We start from the raw sequence: 16766 nt of genomic DNA, 5'->3' as shown, positions 1-16766 counted from the left end.
TATGCCAAGACTCTTGTTGCTCGCACTGTTTGCTTTTCCCTTCAGTGCAAGTGCCATCATCATTCGAGGTGACATTGACGATTCGAAATATAGAGTCCCAGCGTCTGAATTTCCTGCTCTCGTTGACATGCCGGGCGAAGGGCATGGCGTATTGATTGCGCCGCAGTGGGTTGTTACCGCAGCGCATGCGATCACGTGGCAACCTGAAATCCTGCAGGTGACCATCAACGGGATACCAAGGGAGGTTGATCGTCTCGTAGTACACCAGGGATACAAAAAGCCGCTACAGGCACTGCTTGAGCAGGCGCTGGCCACCTGGGATTGGACGCTGTTCAGGGTGCTGCTCGCTGGCTCGGACGACATCGCACTTGTCAGATTGAAGCAGCCGGTAACCGATGTTGCTCCCGTCTCGATCAACAAAAGCGATGACGAGTTCGGGCAAATAATCAAGGTCATTGGAAAAGGCGCTACCGGTAATGGCGTTACCGGCTACGAATTCAGCGACCCTCACCGCACGGAGCTTCGCCGCGCGTACAACAAGGTCACCAGTGCCGATGGTCGTTGGCTCTGCTACGTCTTCGACGCGCCGCCGGATGCGCTGCCGCTGGAGGGCGGAACAGGAAGTGGAGACAGTGGTGGCCCCGTCCTTGTCCAGGTGAAGGACGATTGGCTATTGGCGGGACTGACGTCCTGGTCGGACCCTCAGAGCACCAACCGAACTCCCGGACGCTATGGCCAAGTCAGTTGCAATGTTCGCCTGAGTCATTATGAAGATTGGATTGAAGGCGTTATTTCTGCGCAACCGTGAGCAAGCGCAAAGTCCGCTCATGCCGAGGTCGCTTTGCTGCGCCAAAAGACGAGGCTGGAAAATCATGATCGGTTCGACCAAGGCGTCCAGTGTCCCTTTCGAGCCAAAACCTCTTTGCTATACGTTCCGATTCCGTGGCCAGGCTCCTCAATGAAACTTCAAGAGCTCGACATGGTACGGGTCACTGCCCAGCTGCCGGAGGATCGCGTTGATCCTGCTTTCGGGGATGCCTCGACGCCACGCATCGGAGACCTTGCCGCAATCGTCGATGCTTACCCCGTGCCGACGGGGCAGGAGCCTGTCTTCATGGTTGAGTGCGTCAGTCCGGAGGGCGTTGTACGCTGGCTGGCAGATGTCTATCAATCAGAGCTGGAGCTGGTGTCGTCCGCCCATCGCATGATGCCAGATGGACGAAGGCCGGCGCCTCCTCGCGGGTCGACTTGATACCGGAGTTTTATTGCCAAGGAGTGTGCTTTGCAGATTACAGAACAGCAGAATAGAGCCGCCGGAGACTTCGTTGATTTGATTGCAGGCCGATTGGGTGCTGGCCGCGCCATCCACCCGGAAACCGCAATCGCCACGTCGGCCCGACTTTCGGGGAGCTTGCTCCTGCGGTCGTTTGGCTTTGATCTTGATTCGCAAGAGCCAGGTGCCGTCTTGCTCTCCAACGAGGCAAACGAACAGGGTCCGGCTTTGGTCAATCTGCTTGCCGCGTTCCTGGCAGCTGGAAAAGTTGAGCTTGATCAGACCAAGCTGGACGGAACCGCTGAGCATCGGGGCGCAGAACCAAATCTCAGTACGGAGCAATCGCTCGCACTGCTACAGGAGGACGCATTGCAGATTGCCGAACGGCACTCTCTGTCGTTGCGGCAAGCCGCAGAGGCCGCCGCGTTGGCTACGGGTTTCATCGTCAAGGAATGTGTTGCATCCATTGGTGGCGAAACCGGCTTCAATGTTGCGGCCTTTGGCTTCGTTGAAGGAAGCAAGTCGGTTCCACCGCGCATTCCTAACCGCAATCCAAGCGCTTCAAAGCCGTGGTACCGGTTCTGGTGAGGTGTGGCCAGCCTATCTGCTGTTGTCTCTCTATGCTGCTCTTGCGGGCGATAGCTTCCTGTAATGCAGTGCTTCTTCTCAGGCATTTGAGTTGAAGCAGCCCGATAGAGCTTGGCAACCCAATCCGTCGGCTATCCAGCCTTTACAAGTCACACCAGGCCGACCTCGCGATACGGGCTGGCTCAATTGCAGAGTGGAACGGGTAGATGAGACATCAAAGCGCACGCGAATTGCTTGACTCGGCACCCTTGGACAGCAGGTCCATTCTCAAGGTGGTCAGGCCACTGGTCCGCAGCCGCAATGATTACAGCCAAGCCACCCTCGATGAGTTGCCCTCCGAGCTCAGCAGGTTCGGGATCTCGACGGCCAAGCACCTGCGGCTACTCATGAAAAAGCACAGACGCGCCCTGTTGGTGGACGAGAAAATCAGGATGAGTCGAGCAGAGACCCTTTGGCTGCATCAGGAGATTGGCCCGCTTGGCCTCGATATGTTTTCAGAGAAATCCTGGTACGCCATCCCAGGCCTGGTACGGCAAGCTATGGAGTTGGAGTTTGGTGAGAAAGCGGCAATTTATGTCACTGAGCAAAAAACCTGAGCACTCATCCAAGCCGGCACCGCTTTGCGGCCCGGCCCAAACCGTCACGGCTGCCATGAAAATATTGCTCGCACTATGCCTTGCGCTCTCAGCAATCCCGGCGTTTGCGGATGCGCCGCTTCGTCCGCCCAAGAAGTTCACTACCTGTTCGCCAGCCGGCACGGTATGCGCAACATCGGACCCAGCAACAAGCCTCACCGTGGTTTCGCCACGCGCCTCCCAGCAACAGCCTTGGACCATACCCGGCTGGCATCGCTGGCTGTTCGTATCGGATGATGGTCAATCCCTGGTTGTCGGCTACGCCGGAATGAACCTAGTTCCACGGGGAGTTACGCTTGAAGAGCCAGTCCTGTTCTTCTACAACAAGGGATCACTGGTGCGCACTGTCACGCTTGGCGACTTGTACACGCACAAGTCGCAGATGCGCCTTACGGTCTCCCATCTTTCATGGGCGCATATTCCGGGGATCAACCAGGAAAACCAACTTGTCGTTACGTTGGCCGATGGCAGAACGGTCGCGTTTGCGGCAAACACTGGTCGGGTTCAGCCGCTTGTTTCGGATGCCAGTGATTAGTTCATTCACGCCAGACCTGTTGCACAACAGTGCAATCCGGCCGTCGGGTTGCTGCAGCAACTTCATCGACCATGGGCACCGTAGCTGCCCACCTCAAATTAGCACTTCAAGCCAATATGAAAGAAAAACATGAACTTGGTATCGGTGCCAGCATCGTTGGCTGGCTTTGGCTGATCACTGCGCTGATCGTGATTGTGGCGTTGCTGAAGATTGGGGGAGTCTCAAAAACACTCGATATTGCACATATCACTTTCGCCTTTCTAACAACCGGCACCGGAGTCGTAGCCGGTATTGCAACAGGGCTTCGTTACAGATGGGGCGCACGCGTACTGCTTGTTCTCTCCTGGATCGGCGTTGTCTACTTCCTAAGCATGGGCCTGGCCTGGTCATTCGTATGGGTTCTATCCAGACTTAATCCACTGATCGGTGTTATTCCTTTTGCACTGATGGCCCTGCCCGCATACCTGTTTGCAACTTATGTCATCACGCTAAGCCTGGCGCTTCAATCGAATGCTCGGTCGCCCAACAAGCAACCCAACCTCAGCCGATAGTCGCTGCCCGTCGGCTCACCCAGGGCTGCCCATGGATCCTGCGCTCCTTGAGCTTATTCACTCCCATTGGTTCCAGACTGCAGGCTGATGGTTCAACAAAGCCAATGCCCGCCACCGCTTGGCTTGACTCAGCGATGAGCCGTGATCACGCTCGCTGCGGCGGCTCGCTCCGTATTCGTCGCCAGCTATAGTCCTTCCGAAGCCGAAGTCCCCCGTGATTTCAACCGGAGAAGTGCCGATGGGAAAACTCATCCTCAACGTTGCCATTACCGTCAACGGCGCTTTCGAGGCACCGGCGCCTGCGCCCGCCGGCTGGCTCGTGCTGGATCCCGACAGTCAGCAGGCCTCGCTGGAGATGTGGCAAGCCGCCGATGCGATGGTATTGGGGCGCAAGACCTATGAAGGCTTGGCCGCTGCCTGGCCTCAGCTTGCGGCCGTCCCGGGATACGAAGCGTATGCGCGGCGGATGAACAGCATGCCAAAGTACGTTGCGTCGCGATCACTGAGCGGCCCGCTGAGCTGGAACGCCACACTGCTTGAAGGCGATCTGACGGACAGCATCTCACGCCTCAAGGCGCAGCATGAGGGCAACCTCATTGTCTCCGGCGCTGGTGAGCTGGCCCGCGACCTCGCAACGCATAAACTCATCGACGAGTTCTGGTTCACGGTAAGCCCCTACCTCTGGTCAGCCGGGCCCCGGATTTTCGATGCGTTGGGATCCATTCCTTTGGAGCTCATCGGTACCCGGACCTTTGCCGGGGGCATCGTGCAACTCTGCTACCGGCCAAGCCAGGCGGACGTACACCACGGCCGGCGGTGATGTTGAACTGCGATATCGCCCAGGAAGTTGTGGATTGCCGCAGATGTCGCCAAGCCTGAAATCGACGTCACCGTTTGATGTTGGACAATTTCTAAGCTGCACATTGATCACGCGAAGCCAGCAATCCGGGCCAGATGCACGCAGGAGTTACATGGTTCCTGCTGCTGGCTTCTCGATCCGTTGATGTGGCGGAGCTGAACCTCATCACTGCGCCGCACATTCCATCGAACCAGTACATTGGCAACGCCATCCAGCCAAGCAATCCGATCACACATGACCCGCGCTCACATACTTTCCACCGATGGCCCCTACCTTGAAGCCATCATCTGCATTGAAGAGCAGTTGTTCTGCATCATGGATGAGTTTTCTACTGCCGATGATCCGCCGCCGGAAGTTGGTCAGCAGCTCAATATCGAGCTGACCACCCTGCTGGACGATGACGAGCCATGGGAATCCATGTTTCGCGGCAACCCCGAGCGGAAGAGCGGGCTGGAGCCACTGGGCGGCTGGCGCTACCGCGCCTACGGTCAGGTCACACAGGTCCAACCTGTCGTCGTTGACTGCGGCGTGATGCTGGTTGAAGACCCTGTGCATTCGAACGACGCCGGGCTGATAGGAGAGTACATTGCGTTCACGATCAGTCGTCTCGGTGGCCGCGGCGGCGCTTGCTGACATTCGGATTCATGCGCAGCCAGCGGCGCTGGTGCTGCCACGCTCGAGCTCGCAACTCCGCCACAACCATTGAGCCCAGGAGATTCAGCATGAAGCGCGTAACCGGCATTGGCGGCATCTTCTTCAAGTCGAACGATCCCAAGGCCTTGTCCGCCTGGTATCGCGAGCACCTTGGCCTGGATGTCAGTGACTGGGGTGGCGCGGTGTTTCAATGGGGCGGCGCCGACAGCCCGGCGGGTGCGACGATCTGGAGTCCGTTTGCCGCCGACACTGACTACATGGCGCCCTCGCATGCGCCGTTCATGATCAATTTCCGCGTCGATGATCTGGATACACTGCTCGCAGCGCTGCGTAGCGAAGGCTGTGATGTAGTGGGTGAGCCGCAGAGCTCCGAGCAAGGAAAGTTCGGCTGGGTGATGGACCCGGAAGGCAACAAGATCGAGCTCTGGGAGCCGCCTGCAGGGCAGTAGCCTGCGCCCACGCCTGTTGCTGATCACGGCGCAGGCGTAACCATCGGATGCACCATATCCACTCTCGCCGTTGCCTCGGGCGCACCGCGTTTCCGGACACCGCCGCAGTAGCTGCGATCCCAACCTGCAAGCTGCCAGCAAAATGCAGCTGCATTAGTTCTGCACAACGACGCACAAGCGCGGCATGTCGCGCGCAATCAGCTGCGCTCTGCTTACATGCCGCAGCTGCGCCGCCTCATGCCCAGCGATAACAAGGCGATCTGGAAAAACTCTCGTATCCTCTCGGCTCCAAAACACAACGGCGTCCATCGCGATGCGCTTGCGTCGGCCAGCGATTGGCAGATATTTCAGCGCGCGACAGCGCTGTATTGATCCCTGTTTCGTTCCAGCCTGGCAGGCCATAGGAGAGCTTCATGCACGACGGGCGCCGCTCCCGGAAAACCGGCTGCGCCGACTTCTGCCATTTCGATACACGAAAGAAATGCGAAGCAGCAGTACTGCGACACGAGCTGACCGTTCTGCACCTGGTCCCTGAAGAACTGGGTGGCAGCAACGAGACGCAGAACAAAATATTTGTGCCCCTATGGGTAGCGGAACAGAAGCGCAGGATCGACCTGGTCACCGTATTGCCGATGATGCGGGCCGGCAAACTGAGTCGCTATGAAGCCATACCGGTCTTTCGCGGCAGCAGCTTTGTCCCTGCGGAGATTGCAATCCATGCGCAGGACCCGGCAGGATTTTCCACCACCATCGATATCTGGTAGTTGCCGCGGCGCATTGCCGGCAGCGCATAAGAATCAACGAACAACAAGGATGTAGTCATGGGCTGGGACATCAGCTATCACCCCATTTCAGAAGACGAGATTCGCTCCATCTACTTTGCCGGCATTGAAGATCCGCTCTTCTACAAGACGCTGCTGCCGCGCTTTGCTATTGATGCCTTCTACGCCGAGCAACTTCGCCTGCGCTTCGATGAAGCACGCAAGATCGATGAAGGCGTTTCCTTCGCTCGTGGCCATGCCTATTACGCGGCGATCATCTCTGGATTTCTGCGCCAGCATCACTACATCCGCGGCGGCGGTTTCTCGTTCCTGTTGAAGGACGCACTGATGGCCAGCTACGCCGGCGACTGGAAATCACTGGTTCCCGAGCGTCTGCAGCACCTGCATTTCGACAACCACTTGACCCAGAATTATTGTGGCGGGGTCTATCTGCCGCATCAAAGCCTGAAGCGCCTGCGCAGTGATTACCACAGCGATCCACGGGTTCGTGCGCAGTTGGACGATGTGTTCTCGCATGGCCGGCTGCAGGTTTTCTGGCAGGCACTGGATGCGGCCATCAGCGCCGGACTGGGCCTGATCGAGGCTTCGGAGGTGGTGGAACCCAGCCCGTTCAATCTCAACGAAAGCCGCAGCCTGTCCAATCTGTACAACTGCCATCCCGACGGTGCCCTGCTTTATGCGCAGGCCGCCGCGCAGCAGCTGGGCCAGGCCCTGCACGAAAACCAGGACAGCTTGCCGGTGAAACGCCCCGGCAGAATTTCCCGCCTGCTCGGCAAATAGCCTTCATGCGGCAGCGCTCTCGACAAGGATGTGGGAGTGCCGCCGCCCCTGACGATCAACAACTTGCAGGTTGGTGTCAGGTCGGCCGGTCTTCGCGGCGGCCACGCTATCCGGCGCAGGCCTGCCACGGCAAACCAACGCGCCTGTTCAATCCAGCTGGCGCCACTGCCCCGGCTGAAGGTCGTCCAGTGCATACGGCCCCATCACCGCCCGCACCAGTCGCAAGGTAGGCAAACCCACGGCAGCGGTCATGCGCCGCACCTGGCGGTTGCGGCCTTCGCGCAAGGTAATAGCCAGCCAGCTGTCCGGCACCGTTTTGCGGAAGCGTACCGGCGGCGTGCGCTCCCAGAGCTTCGGCGCGGCCGGCAGCAGTTCAACGCGGGCAGGCAGGGTTGGCCCGTCATTGAGCTGCACACCATCACGCAGGGCCTGCAGCTTGTCCTCGCTGGGCACGCCCTCCACCTGCACCCAATAAGTCTTGGCTTGCTTGTGGCGCGGGTCGGTCAAGCGATGGGCGAGAGTTCCGTCATCGGTGAGCAGCAACAAACCTTCGCTGTCGTAATCCAGGCGGCCCGCCGCATACACATTGGCAGGCAGGCCGAAACCGGCCAGGGTGGCACGCGGCGGCTGGCTGCGGTCGGTGAACTGGCACAGCACGTTGAAGGGTTTGTTGAAGGCGATAAGCATGTGCAACAGCTGCTGGAGGGGGGGTCGGGGTGCGCCGCAGGCGGGCCGCGTGACATCCACGACGGCCCGCTATTGTCTCACTCCCCTGCCCTCAAGCGCCGCTCGCTCAGGGCTTCACGAAGCGCAGCGTCATCCGGTCGCTTTCACCGATGGCCTTGTACTTGGCAGCATCGGCCTTGTCGTGGTTGTTGGACGGCGGCAAGGTCCACACGCCGTTGGGATGATCCTTGGTGTCGCGCGGATTGGCATTCACCTCGCTGCTGCCATCAAGCTTGAAGCCGGCCGCTTCGGCCATGGCAATCACCTGCGCCTGGCCCACATAGCCGCTCTTGTCATCGGCCGGCACGTCGCTCTTGGCGCGGTGTTCCACCACACCCAGCGTGCCGCCGGACTTGAGCACGTCAAAGAAGGCCTTGAACATGCCCTCGGCCTGGCCAGACGAACGCCAGTTATGGACATTACGGAAGGTCAGCACCAGATCCGCCGAGCCCGGTGCACCCAGCACCGGTGACGCCGGGTTGTAGGCCACCTCGGCTGCCCGGTCGAACTGCGCCGGAGCATCGGCGAACTTCTTGGCCAGGCCATCGCGCGAACGCTGCTGGTAGTCACGGCCACCGCCGGCCGGCAGCGCGGCCGGGTCGACCACGGCGGCAACATACTTGCCGCCATCGCGCAGGTAGGGCGCCAGGATTTCAGCGTACCAGCCGCCGCCGGGGGTGATTTCGATGACCGTCTGCTTCGGCTGCAGGCCGAAGAAGGCCAGCGTCTGCGCCGGATGGCGGTATTCATCGCGCAGCACATTGGCCGGCGTACGCCAGCTGCCGGCAACGGCTGCCTGCAACTGCGGTGATACCGCTGCGTCGGCGCTGCCGGCAGCGGCGCCATGGGCCAGCACGCTGCTGGCAGGAAGGGCACTGGCAAGCGCCAGCAGACAGGCACACAGCAGCGGGGCAGGCTTCTTCATGCGGAACTCTCCGGCGATTGAAGCGGCGAGCCTAGCATGCGATTGCAAGTGCAATGCAGCATGCAAATGTTCACATCCCGTTAGCACGGAAACGGCATGCGGAACGCTGTTTTCACCACGCTGCCACGGAATTGGAACGCATGCCGTCTATGCTGTTGAGCTGAACAACAAAGGAGCAAGACATGCCCCAGTCACGCGAACTTGGTCGCTCGGGCCTACACGTCAATCCCATCGCTTTTGGGGGCAACGTTTTCGGCTGGAGCGCCGATGAGAAGACATCCTTTGGCCTGCTTGATGCCTTTGTCGATGCCGGCTTCAACCTGATCGACACCGCCGATGTCTATCCGGCCTGGGTGCCGGGCAACCGCGGCGGTGAATCGGAGACCATCATCGGCCGCTGGCTGCAGCGCAGCGGCAAACGCGACCAGGTGGTTGTCGCCACCAAGGTGGCCAAGTGGGCCGAGCATCCGGGCCTGTCGGCCGACAACATCAATGACGCGGTAGAAGATTCCCTGCGCCGCCTGCAGACCGATGTGATTGATCTGTACCAGGCCCATGAAGACGACGACTCGGTGCCGCTGGAAGAAACATTGGGTGCGTTCGCGCGGTTGATCGAAGCGGGCAAGGTACGCGCGATTGGTGCATCCAACTACAGCGCCGAGCGCCTGCGCGATGCGCTGAAGGTCAGCGCCGACTATCACCTGCCGCGCTACGAAACCCTGCAGCCGGAATACAACCTCTACGACCGCAGCGGCTACGAGGCCGAGCTGGAACCGCTGGCGCGCGAACACGGCATCGGCGTGATCAGCTATTACTCGCTGGCCAGCGGTTTTCTCAGCGGTAAATACCGCAGCGCAGAAGACGTGGGCAAGAGTGCAGCGCGCGGCGCGAAAGTCGCTGATCGCTATCTCAATCCGCGCGGCCTGCGCATTCTGCAGGCGTTGGACGATGTGGCTGCCAGCCACAAGGCCACACCTGCGCAGGTGGCGCTGGCGTGGCTGATCGCGCGCCCGGGCATCACCGCCCCCATCGTCAGTGCCACCAGCGTGCAGCAGCTGCACGAAGTGCTGGCAGCGGCACAGCTTGGCTTGAGCCCGGCACAGATCGCGCAGCTGGACGCAGCCAGCGCCGATAACTGAATAGGGCCAGTTGCGCACCCCCTGCCCGCGCCGTAGGATCGGCTGGACAGGGGGTAGACCGCGAATGGAGTCCTACCCATGCAGACCACATCCGCAGCCCAGCGCAACCTGGATCGCGACGCCGAACTGACCTACTGGCGTGGCGTGCACGCCATCGGCCATCTTGGCCAACACGACTTCGACCATTACCAACGCCTGCTGGAAATGGGTTACGACGTGTATCAGGCCTACCCACGTGCCAACGAAGAACAGCTCTACAAAGTGCTGCAGGACAGCTATCACCGGCATAGCCCGGCGTTGGCCGTTTCCTGGGATGAAGCACGCTGGCTGGTTCGGCATGCCTGGCACCACGCAGAGCAGCATTAGCGGGTTCGGGGTTTGTTGATTGGCTTGTTGTAGGAGCGGCGTAAGCCGCGAAGCCACTACAACGTCCGAAGCTTGAAGAGCCAACCCCTCCCCAACCCTCCCCTTGGCCTGCGGCCAAAGGGGGGGGGCTGATCGTGCATGCACTGCCTTTTTGTAGGAGCGGCGTGAGCCGCGAAGCTGGTGCAGCTTCAGAACGCCCAACCGCCAACCCCTCCCCTTGGCCTGCGGCCAAAGGGAAGGGCTGATCGTGCGTGCACTGCTTTTGTGGGAGCGGCGTTGGCCGCGAAGCTCGGGGGTTTCAGGCATCACTGGGTTCGCGGCCTGCGCCGCTCGTGCCGCACCCTCTCCCCAACCCCTCTCCCGTGAAGGGAGAGGGGCTATAAGGGCGAAGTCTGCTGCTTCATGGGTCTGCTGCTTCAGGAATCTGCTGCTTCTTGGCTCTACTGCTTCAGGTACCTGATGCTCCAGGTGTCCGCTATTGCATGCCGCTAGGGCTTCAACATCTGTGGCTTCGCGGCTTACGCCGCTCCCACAACCGGCTGGGCCATTGCTTCGGCCAGGTAATCTAGGAATGAGCTGATCCGCGCTGATACCGCGGTGTTGCGGTAGTACACGGCGTGGATGGGTTGGCGGGTGTCCTGGGTCTGTGCCGGCAGCAGCTGTACCAGCTCGCCGCGCGCGCGGGCTGCTTCGGTCAGGAAATCGGACAGGCAGACGATGCCTACGCCTTCCAATGCCAGCCGATGCAGGATCTCGCCACTCGATGCGGCCAGGCTGGGGCGTACGTGCAGCGGCGCGCCTTCTTCGCCGGGCAAGGGCCAGTGGTTCAGCGAGTCCGGTTCGTTGAAGCCCAACAGCGTGTGCGCCTGCAGGTCGGCAACCCGCGTCGGTGTGCCGTGCTGGCGCAGGTAGGCCGGGCTGGCCAGGATGCGCAGGCGGCTATGCCCCAAGGGCCTGGCATGCAAGGTGGAATCGGCCAGTGGGCCGATCCGGATCGCCACATCGGTGCGCCGTTCCAGCAGGTCGATGTAACGCTCGTTGCTGTTGAGCTCCAGCTCCACCTGCGGGTAGCGCCCACGGAAACCGGCTACCAGCGGTGCGATCACGTGCAGCATGAAGGGCATCGCCGCATCCACCCGCAGCCGCCCCGACGGGGTACCGCGGCGTGCGGCGATCTGCTCCTCGGCGGCATCCACCGAAGCCACGATGGCGCGGGCGTGGACGAGGAATGCCTCGCCCTCGTCGGTGAGCTGCAGCCGCCGCGTGGTGCGGGTCAGCAAGGTGGTGCCCAGCTTCTGCTCCAGCCGGCCGAGGGCACGGCTGACGCCCGAGGTGGTCTGGCCCAGTTGTTCGGCGGCGGCAGTGATCGAGCCGGTGTCGATCACCGCAATGAATGCCTGCATCTCGTCCAGCGTTGTCTTCATGGGGATGTCCGGGACGTTGACGGTCAATTATTGACTTTAATTCAATAGTAATTCATGGGAACACGCATTTTTCGGCAAGAGTTCCACGGTCAGACTGCGCAGCCCTTTCCAAGGAATCGCCATGTCCCGCGGTATTCCCCTTGCCTTGCTGGCGCTAACGCTGGGTGCGTTCGCCATCGGCACCACCGAGTTCGTCATCGTCGGCCTGATCCCGACCATTGCCGCCGATCTGCACGTCAGCCTGCCATCGGCCGGCCTGCTGGTCTCACTGTATGCGCTGGGCGTTGCCATCGGCGCACCGGTGCTGACTGCCCTGACCGGGCGGGTGCCGCGCAAGGCGCTGCTGGTGGCGCTGATGCTGCTGTTCACCATCGGCAACCTGGTTGCGTGGATGGCACCGGGCTACGGCTCGCTGATCGTGGCGCGGGTGCTGACCGGCCTGGCACACGGCGTGTTCTTCTCGATCGGCTCGATCATCGCCACCTCGGTGGTTGCCAAGGACAAGGCCGCCAGCGCTATCGCGATCATGTTCACCGGGCTTACCGTGGCGCTGGTCACCGGTGTGCCGCTGGGCACCTTCATCGGCCAGCATCTGGGTTGGCGGGCGACCTTCCTGGCGGTGGCGGCGTTGGGTGTGATCGCCCTGCTCGGCAGCCTGCTGTTCGTGCCACGCGAACTGCCGCGCAGTGCAGCGGCCACCTTCGGCCAGCAGTTCGCGGTGTTGGCGCAGCCGCGCCTGTTGCTGGTCTATGCGATGACGGCGCTGGGCTACGGCGGCACCTTCCTGTCCTTCACCTTCCTCGCCTCGATCCTGCAGGATGTCAGCGGTTTCTCCGCCAATGCAGTGAGCGCGGTGTTGCTGGTCTATGGCGTCTCGGTGGCGATCGGCAACCTGTGGGGCGGGCGCCTGGCCGACCGTCGTGGGCCGATCCCCGCATTGACCTTGATCTTCGGCCTGCTGGCACTGGTGCTGCTGGTGCTGACCTTCACCGCCTACAACCATTGGCTGGTGCTGCTGACCGTGCTGGCGCTGGGCGCGGTGGCCTTCGGCAATGTGCCCGGGCTGCAGGTGTACGTGGTCCAGCAGGCACAGCGCTTCGTGCCGCAGGCCACCGATGTGGCATCGGGCCTGAACATCGCCGCGTTCAACATTGGCATCGCCCTGGGTGCGTGGCTCGGCGGGCTGGTGGTCGACCATATCGGCCTGATGCACACGCCGTGGATTGGCGCGCTGGTGGTGCTGGCGGCGCTGGCGCTGACCGTGCTGAGCGGCCGCCTGGATCGACGCGACGGCATCGCGGTACGCGCCGACGGCATCGCCGTGGCTATGCACTGACGCAACACGCTGTTACCCCATCCTGGCTTTTCGTCCGCACTACGCGGCGTAGCCTGTCATCGCACTTCTGGAGATTTGAATGAACATTCCCGCCATCGGCCTGGGTACCTATCGCCTCAAAGGGCAGGTGTTGACCGACTCCGTGCACAACGCACTTGAGCTGGGCTACCGCGCCTTCGACACCGCGCAGATCTACGAGAACGAGGCCGACCTGGGTGAAGCCATCGCCAGCGGCCAGGTGCCGCGCGAGCAGCTGTTCCTGACCACCAAGGTCTGGATCAGCAACTTCCATCACGACGACCTGCTGGCCAGCCTGCGCGAAAGCCTTGCCAAGCTGCGCACCGATCATGTCGACCTGGCCTTGATCCATTGGCCCTCGCCCAACAACGAGGTGCCGATGCGCGAGTACCTCGGCGCGCTGCGCGAGGCCAAGGCATTGGGCCTGACCAAGGCGATCGGTGTGTCCAACTTCACCATCGACCTCACCCGCCAGGCCATCGAGATTCTCGGTGCCGATGCCATCGCCACCAATCAGATCGAAGTACATCCGTATCTGCAGAACCGTGCGCTGATTGCCTACCTGCGCGAGCAGGGCATCCACGTCACCGCGTTCATGAGCCTGGCCTATGGCGCGGTGCTGAAGGACCCGGTGATACAGGCCATCGCCGACAAGCACCAGGCCAGCGCCGCACAGGTCGCCCTGGCCTGGGCATTGCAGCAGGGCTATGCCGTGATTCCGTCATCGACCAAGCGCGAGAATCTTGCCGGCAACCTGCAGGCGACTCAGCTGCGCCTGGATGATGAGGACATGGCGCGGATTGCTGATCTTGATCGCGGCGAGCGTGTGGCCAATCCGGGGATCGCACCTGCCTGGGATTGAGGCGTCGCGCTGAGCATGCCGTGGCGGGCCGGTGCTACCTGCCCGCCACGCTTTGAGCCGGTGCGGTCAATGCACTACTAGCGGATACGCGATGCCAAGCCGGGGGCCAGCGTTTCAAGCAACAAGCTGACGGTTGGCATCTCGCGCCGGCTTTTCATCCAGGCCAAGGTAAGCGGCAGGCCTTCGCTGGCCAGATGCGGCAGCACTTCCACCAGCGCGCCATCTTCAAGATGCTTGCGTACCAGCCAGGTAGGCAGCTGAACAATGCCGCTGCCGATCAGCGCCGCGATGACCTGCCCTTCGCCATCCCCCACCACCAGCGGTGACGGCATCATCTGCTGCTCGATGTCGCCAGATGCAGCAGCAAATCGCCACGGACTGACCGAACCATCGGCGCGTCCATACGCAATGCAGCGATGCGCCTGCAGCTGCTCACGCGTTGCTGGCACGCCATGTGCCGCAAGATAGCCAGGGGACGCGCAGAACACGTGACGTTCGTGGCCCAGCAGGCGGTGCTCCAACAAAGAAGGCCAGGCATCCGGGCCACCGATGCGCACGATGATGTCCACGCCGTCTTCTACCGGATCGATGAAGCGATCCGAGAACGACACCTGCGGCCGCGTCGACGGATAGGCCTGGGCAAAACCCAGAATGATCGGCAAGGCCTGCAAGCGCCCAAACGCGGCAGGCAGATCGATACGCACGCGCCCACTTGGCTCCGCATCCTCCGAGCACAGTGCCACCTCGGCTTCCTCAAGGCTTGCCAGCACCTCGGTGCAGGTCCGGTAGAAGGTGATGCCGGCCTCGGTCAATGACATGCGCCGCGTCGTACGGTGGAACAGCGTGCGGCCCAATCGATCTTCCAAGCGTGCGATGGACTTGCCGACCGCCGACGCGGTGAGATGCAAGCGTTCCGCAGCCGCGGTAAAGCTGCCTGCGTCGGCAACACAGACGAAGACATCGAGGCCTTTCAGGCGTTCGGAGGGATGCATGCGGCAGGCTTCACGATTAAAGAATCAGATTCCGCAAAACCGGTAAAAACCATCGCGGAACGGAATGTGGCTCCACGATAGGCTGGGCGCCCTCTTCGATCAAGCAAGCAAGGCAGCAATGAGCCAGCAACGTCCCACCGTCCTTGTCACCGGCGCCACCGGTCAGATCGGCGCAGAAACCTTGAGAAATCTGCTGCTGGAAAATGCTGTCACGCCGGTCGCGACAGTGCGTTCGCCAGCGAAGGCCGCCGCACTGCAGGCGCAGGGAATTCGCACGGTGATGCTCGATTTTGATCGAGAAGACACGCTGCTGCCTGCACTGCAGGGCATTGATCGGGCATTCCTGGTCACCGGCTACAGCGTGGACATGCTGCGCCAGAGCAAGGTTTTCCTCGATGCGGCAAAGCAGGCCGGCGTACAGCACGTGGTGCATCTGGGTGCCTGCGGCGGCGATGACGCCAGCATCGGGCATTGGGCCTGGCATCAGCTGGTGGAACGCTACATCGAGTGGCACGGCTTCTCCTTCACCCACCTCAGGCCGGAAGCCTTCATGCAGAACCTGCTGAGCTATGACGGCACCCGCGCAGTGGTCAACGGCGTGATCCGCCAGTACACCGGCGATGCGCGTTTCAGCTGGGTCGATGGTGATGATGTCGCCGCTGTCGCCGCACAGGCGCTGGCGTGGCCGCAGCGACATGCAGGGCAGACCTACCGCTTGGGCTACGACGCCAAGTCCTACGGCGAAGTTGCCGCGCTGATGACGGCGTTGCTTGGCCAGCCATTCCGCTACGAGGCGCTGAGCCCGGATGTGTTCCTGGAGGATATGCGCGCGGCCGGTGCCGACATGGCCTATATGAACTGCGTGCGCGACAACTTCCAGCGGGTCGCCGAACGCCGGGTACCGGGCATTGAAGCCACCTTCGACAACTTCCCCACCATCACCGGTCGCGCGCCGGTACGCTGGGCGGACTTCATCCGCAAGCACCGTGATGCGTTTGCGTACTGAGCTGCGCAGCTCAGGCGTTTGTCGGGATTAGTCGCCGATACCCTGCAGCAACCACGCACGCAGCGCTGCATTCACTTGTTCGGGCTTTTCCAAGGGCGCCAGATGGCCGCAATCCTCAATCACCACCAGGCTCGATTGCGGCATCAGCGCGGCCATCTGCTCGCTGACCGGCAAGGGCGTGATTGCATCATTGCGCCCGCACAGGATCAGCGCCGGGCCCTGCCAATCGCGCAGGACCTGGCTGCCATCCGCCCGCTGCAGTTGGCTTTGGCGCAGGAACACTTCCGCGCCCAGGCGCGCGGTCATGCTGCGCACGGTATCGACAAGGACGTGATCATCCAGCCGCGATGCATCGATGTAGCTGCGCATCAGCTTGTCGCCAAAGCCATGAAAGGTGCCGGGCAGGCGCACGCTGTTCTGCTGCGCCAAGCGCTGCGCGGCGCGCTCGGGCGAATCCGGTTTGAACGAGGTATCCAGCAGCGCCAACTTGAGCACCCGCTGCGGCGCGATGCGCAGGATTTCCTGGGCGACGTAGCCGCCAAGGGAGAAACCGGCCAGGGCGAACTGTGCCGGAGCCTTTTCCAGTACGTCTTCGGCGACGGCGCGCATGGTGGTTTTTTGGGTGAGGTCACCGACCTGACAGTCGGCGATGTCGGCGAGCGCGTCGAGTTGGGCCTGCCAGAGGGTGGCGTCGTTGAGCAAGCCGGGCAGCAGTAGCAGCGGGGTTCTGGCTGCTGGATCTTGGTTCGTTTGCATGGCGCTATTGTCGCGCCTTGGGTGTGATTGGGGTGAGGGCCAGAGCAACTGCAACAGTCAAAGGCACCCCTCCCCGGCCCTCCCCTTGCCTGCGGCAAAGGGAGGGAGCG

Annotated in this window: 21 protein-coding genes; 16 read left to right on the top strand and 5 right to left on the bottom strand. The window is 61.7% G+C overall.

Annotated features, from left to right (window positions below):
- The first annotated feature begins 1 nt into the window (after nucleotide 1).
- The 11 genes from ABB27_RS17195 (at nucleotide 2) to ABB27_RS17145 (ending at nucleotide 7106) form a co-directional block, all read left to right on the top strand.
- Nucleotides 2-808 carry a trypsin-like serine protease gene (locus tag ABB27_RS17195; RefSeq protein WP_057630213.1) on the top strand — a complete coding sequence of 269 codons (807 nt, stop codon included), beginning with the start codon at nucleotides 2-4 and terminating at the stop codon, nucleotides 806-808.
- Nucleotides 809-1282: 474 nt separating this feature from the next.
- Nucleotides 1283-1861: a hypothetical protein gene (locus tag ABB27_RS17185; protein WP_152984652.1), complete on the top strand. Its 579-nt coding sequence runs from the start codon at nucleotides 1283-1285 to the stop codon at nucleotides 1859-1861.
- A gap of 206 nt (nucleotides 1862-2067) precedes the next feature.
- A complete protein-coding gene (locus ABB27_RS17180) occupies nucleotides 2068-2457 on the top strand; it encodes a hypothetical protein (RefSeq protein WP_057630207.1) in 390 nt (129 codons plus the stop codon).
- Nucleotides 2435-3031, top strand: a complete 597-nt coding sequence (locus ABB27_RS19810; RefSeq protein ID WP_152984651.1) for a hypothetical protein — start codon at nucleotides 2435-2437, stop codon at nucleotides 3029-3031. The genes ABB27_RS17180 and ABB27_RS19810 overlap by 23 nt, the downstream gene beginning before the upstream one ends.
- Before the next feature lie 71 nt (nucleotides 3032-3102).
- Nucleotides 3103-3582 (top strand): hypothetical protein, encoded by a 480-nt coding sequence (locus ABB27_RS17175; protein WP_152984650.1) that lies wholly within the window; start codon nucleotides 3103-3105, stop codon nucleotides 3580-3582.
- A 238-nt stretch (nucleotides 3583-3820) separates the two neighbouring features.
- Nucleotides 3821-4402, top strand: coding sequence for a dihydrofolate reductase family protein (locus tag ABB27_RS17170; RefSeq protein ID WP_057630202.1), 582 nt, complete (start codon nucleotides 3821-3823; stop codon nucleotides 4400-4402).
- A 273-nt stretch (nucleotides 4403-4675) separates the two neighbouring features.
- Nucleotides 4676-5074 (top strand): hypothetical protein, encoded by a 399-nt coding sequence (locus ABB27_RS17165; RefSeq protein WP_057630200.1) that lies wholly within the window; start codon nucleotides 4676-4678, stop codon nucleotides 5072-5074.
- An 89-nt stretch (nucleotides 5075-5163) separates the two neighbouring features.
- Entirely contained in the window at nucleotides 5164-5544 is a 381-nt protein-coding gene (locus ABB27_RS17160; protein WP_057630198.1) for a VOC family protein, read from the top strand.
- Between the two features lie 216 nt (nucleotides 5545-5760).
- Nucleotides 5761-5916 carry a hypothetical protein gene (locus ABB27_RS20000; protein ID WP_161809668.1) on the top strand — a complete coding sequence of 52 codons (156 nt, stop codon included), beginning with the start codon at nucleotides 5761-5763 and terminating at the stop codon, nucleotides 5914-5916.
- Between the two features lie 41 nt (nucleotides 5917-5957).
- Nucleotides 5958-6308 (top strand): hypothetical protein, encoded by a 351-nt coding sequence (locus ABB27_RS17150; RefSeq protein ID WP_057630195.1) that lies wholly within the window; start codon nucleotides 5958-5960, stop codon nucleotides 6306-6308.
- Nucleotides 6309-6365: 57 nt separating this feature from the next.
- Nucleotides 6366-7106 carry a hypothetical protein gene (locus tag ABB27_RS17145; RefSeq protein ID WP_057630193.1) on the top strand — a complete coding sequence of 247 codons (741 nt, stop codon included), beginning with the start codon at nucleotides 6366-6368 and terminating at the stop codon, nucleotides 7104-7106.
- A gap of 147 nt (nucleotides 7107-7253) precedes the next feature.
- Here the strand turns inward: ABB27_RS17145 and ABB27_RS17140 are convergent, their stop codons facing one another.
- Together ABB27_RS17140 and ABB27_RS17135 are read right to left on the bottom strand one after the other, a co-directional pair.
- Nucleotides 7254-7793, bottom strand: coding sequence for a pseudouridine synthase (locus ABB27_RS17140; protein WP_057630191.1), 540 nt, complete (start codon nucleotides 7791-7793; stop codon nucleotides 7254-7256).
- Nucleotides 7794-7899: 106 nt separating this feature from the next.
- Nucleotides 7900-8757 carry a class I SAM-dependent methyltransferase gene (locus ABB27_RS17135; RefSeq protein WP_057630189.1) on the bottom strand — a complete coding sequence of 286 codons (858 nt, stop codon included), beginning with the start codon at nucleotides 8755-8757 and terminating at the stop codon, nucleotides 7900-7902.
- Nucleotides 8758-8939: 182 nt separating this feature from the next.
- Between ABB27_RS17135 and ABB27_RS17130 the strand changes: the two genes are divergently transcribed.
- A complete protein-coding gene (locus tag ABB27_RS17130; RefSeq protein WP_057630187.1) occupies nucleotides 8940-9896 on the top strand; it encodes an aldo/keto reductase in 957 nt (318 codons plus the stop codon).
- A 78-nt stretch (nucleotides 9897-9974) separates the two neighbouring features.
- Nucleotides 9975-10262 carry a hypothetical protein gene (locus ABB27_RS17125; protein WP_057630185.1) on the top strand — a complete coding sequence of 96 codons (288 nt, stop codon included), beginning with the start codon at nucleotides 9975-9977 and terminating at the stop codon, nucleotides 10260-10262.
- Nucleotides 10263-10780: 518 nt separating this feature from the next.
- On the opposite strand, the gene ABB27_RS17120 is transcribed toward ABB27_RS17125, so the two are convergent.
- Nucleotides 10781-11686: a LysR family transcriptional regulator gene (locus tag ABB27_RS17120; protein ID WP_057630253.1), complete on the bottom strand. Its 906-nt coding sequence runs from the start codon at nucleotides 11684-11686 to the stop codon at nucleotides 10781-10783.
- 121 nt (nucleotides 11687-11807) lie between these two features.
- On the opposite strand from ABB27_RS17120, the gene ABB27_RS17115 reads away from it, so the two are divergent.
- Complete coding sequence (locus ABB27_RS17115; RefSeq protein ID WP_057630183.1) at nucleotides 11808-13022, top strand: MFS transporter; 1215 nt, start codon at nucleotides 11808-11810, stop codon at nucleotides 13020-13022.
- A gap of 79 nt (nucleotides 13023-13101) precedes the next feature.
- Complete coding sequence (gene dkgB / locus ABB27_RS17110; protein ID WP_057630181.1) at nucleotides 13102-13902, top strand: 2,5-didehydrogluconate reductase DkgB; 801 nt, start codon at nucleotides 13102-13104, stop codon at nucleotides 13900-13902.
- 77 nt (nucleotides 13903-13979) lie between these two features.
- Here dkgB and ABB27_RS17105 read toward each other — a convergent pair whose 3' ends face one another.
- The gene (locus ABB27_RS17105; RefSeq protein WP_057630179.1) at nucleotides 13980-14894 is read right to left on the bottom strand and encodes a LysR family transcriptional regulator; all 915 of its coding nucleotides are present in this window, start codon (nucleotides 14892-14894) and stop codon (nucleotides 13980-13982) included.
- Nucleotides 14895-15012: 118 nt separating this feature from the next.
- Between ABB27_RS17105 and ABB27_RS17100 the strand changes: the two genes are divergently transcribed.
- Nucleotides 15013-15900 carry an SDR family oxidoreductase gene (locus ABB27_RS17100; RefSeq protein WP_057630177.1) on the top strand — a complete coding sequence of 296 codons (888 nt, stop codon included), beginning with the start codon at nucleotides 15013-15015 and terminating at the stop codon, nucleotides 15898-15900.
- Between the two features lie 27 nt (nucleotides 15901-15927).
- Here ABB27_RS17100 and ABB27_RS17095 read toward each other — a convergent pair whose 3' ends face one another.
- Nucleotides 15928-16656 (bottom strand): alpha/beta fold hydrolase, encoded by a 729-nt coding sequence (locus ABB27_RS17095; protein ID WP_057630175.1) that lies wholly within the window; start codon nucleotides 16654-16656, stop codon nucleotides 15928-15930.
- Between the last annotated feature and the right edge of the window lie 110 nt (nucleotides 16657-16766).

The organism is Stenotrophomonas terrae (genome assembly GCF_001431465.1).
GTDB lineage: Bacteria > Pseudomonadota > Gammaproteobacteria > Xanthomonadales > Xanthomonadaceae > Stenotrophomonas > Stenotrophomonas terrae.
Note: the sequence above shows the minus strand (reverse complement) of the source record. Positions and strands in the feature narration are given on the sequence as shown.